General features: G+C 66.9%; 2 protein-coding genes. Both read left to right on the top strand.

Features of this window, described 5'->3' with window-relative positions:
- Window positions 1-795, top strand: a 795-nt coding sequence (cysW, locus tag BC360_RS04260; RefSeq protein WP_065794415.1) for a sulfate ABC transporter permease subunit CysW, incomplete at its 5' end; no start/stop codon positions are given.
- A 15-nt stretch (window positions 796-810) separates the two neighbouring features.
- A partial coding sequence (locus tag BC360_RS04255) for a sulfate/molybdate ABC transporter ATP-binding protein (protein WP_065794414.1) occupies window positions 811-1,604 on the top strand: 794 nt, incomplete at its 3' end.

The raw sequence follows: 1,604 nt of genomic DNA, 5'->3' as shown, positions 1-1,604 counted from the left end.
ACGGTGGCCGCGCTCGCCTTCGTCGCCCTGTTCCTGCTGCTGCCGCTGGCGGCCGTCTTTACCGAGGCGCTGCGCAAGGGACCGGCCGAGTTCCTGACGGCGCTTGGCGATGCCGAGACCTTTGCCGCCATCCGCCTGACGCTGATCGTCGCCGCCATCGCCGTGCCGCTCAACCTCGTTTTCGGCGTCGCCGCCGCCTGGGCGATCGCCAAGTTCGAGTTCAAGGGCAAGGCCTTCCTGACGACGCTGATCGACCTGCCGTTCTCGGTGTCGCCGGTGATCTCCGGCCTCGTCTTCGTGCTGCTGTTCGGCTCGCACAGCCTCATCGGCCCCGTCCTGCAGAGCCATGGCATCCAGATCCTGTTTGCCGTGCCGGGCCTGGTGCTGGCCACCGTCTTCGTCACCTTCCCCTTCGTCGCCCGCGAGTTGATCCCCTTGATGCAGGAGCAGGGCACCAGCGACGAGGAGGCGGCGCTGTCGCTCGGCGCTTCCGGCTGGCAGACGTTCTGGCATGTGACGCTGCCCAACATCAAATGGGGGCTGCTTTACGGCGTGCTGCTGTGCAACGCCCGCGCCATGGGCGAGTTCGGCGCGGTGTCGGTGGTCTCCGGCCATATCCGCGGCCAGACCAACACCATGCCGTTGCAGGTGGAAATCCTCTATAATGAATATAACTTCGTCGCCGCCTTTGCGGTTGCGACGTTGCTGGCGCTGCTGGCGCTGGTCACCCTCGTCTTGAAAACGGCGCTCGAGCTTCGCTACAGCGCCGAGATCGCCGCCAGCCGCAGGCATTGAAAGGTCCGGATCGTCATGGAAGTCCGCGTTCAGAACATACGCAAGGAATTCGGCCGCTTTCCGGCGCTCGACGACGTCTCGCTCGACATCCGCTCGGGCGAGCTGATCGCGCTGCTCGGCCCCTCCGGCTCGGGCAAGACGACGCTTCTGCGGCTGGTCGCCGGTCTCGAAAGCCCGACCGCCGGCACGATCTTCTTCGGCGACGACGATGCCTCGCAAAAGACCGTGCAGCAGCGCAACATCGGCTTCGTCTTCCAGCACTATGCGCTGTTCCGGCACATGACGGTGCTCGACAACGTCGCCTTCGGGCTGAAGGTGCGCCCGGCCAATCGCCGGCCGCCGGCCGCCGACATCCGCCAGCGCGCGCTTGATCTGCTCGATCTCGTCCAACTCTCCGGGCTGGAGAAGCGTTACCCGGCGCAGCTGTCGGGCGGCCAGCGCCAGCGCGTCGCGCTGGCCCGCGCCATGGCGGTCGAGCCGAACGTGCTGTTGCTCGACGAGCCGTTCGGCGCGCTCGACGCCCAGGTCCGCAAGGAACTCAGGCGCTGGCTGCGCGAGATTCACGACCGCACCGGCCACACCACCATCTTCGTCACCCATGACCAGGAAGAGGCGCTGGAGTTGGCCGACCGGGTGGTGGTGATGAGCAAGGGCGCGATCGAGCAGGTCGGCACCCCCGACGAGATCTACGACCATCCGGTCTCGCCGTTCGTCTACGGCTTCATCGGCCAGTCGAACGCCCTGGCCGTGACGCTGGCGAACGGCGAGATCTGGTTCGAGGACCGGCCGATCGGCCTGCGCGCCCCGAC

This window comes from Ensifer sp. LC163 (assembly GCF_001695855.1).
GTDB lineage: Bacteria > Pseudomonadota > Alphaproteobacteria > Rhizobiales > Rhizobiaceae > Ensifer.
Note: the sequence above shows the minus strand (reverse complement) of the source record. Positions and strands in the feature narration are given on the sequence as shown.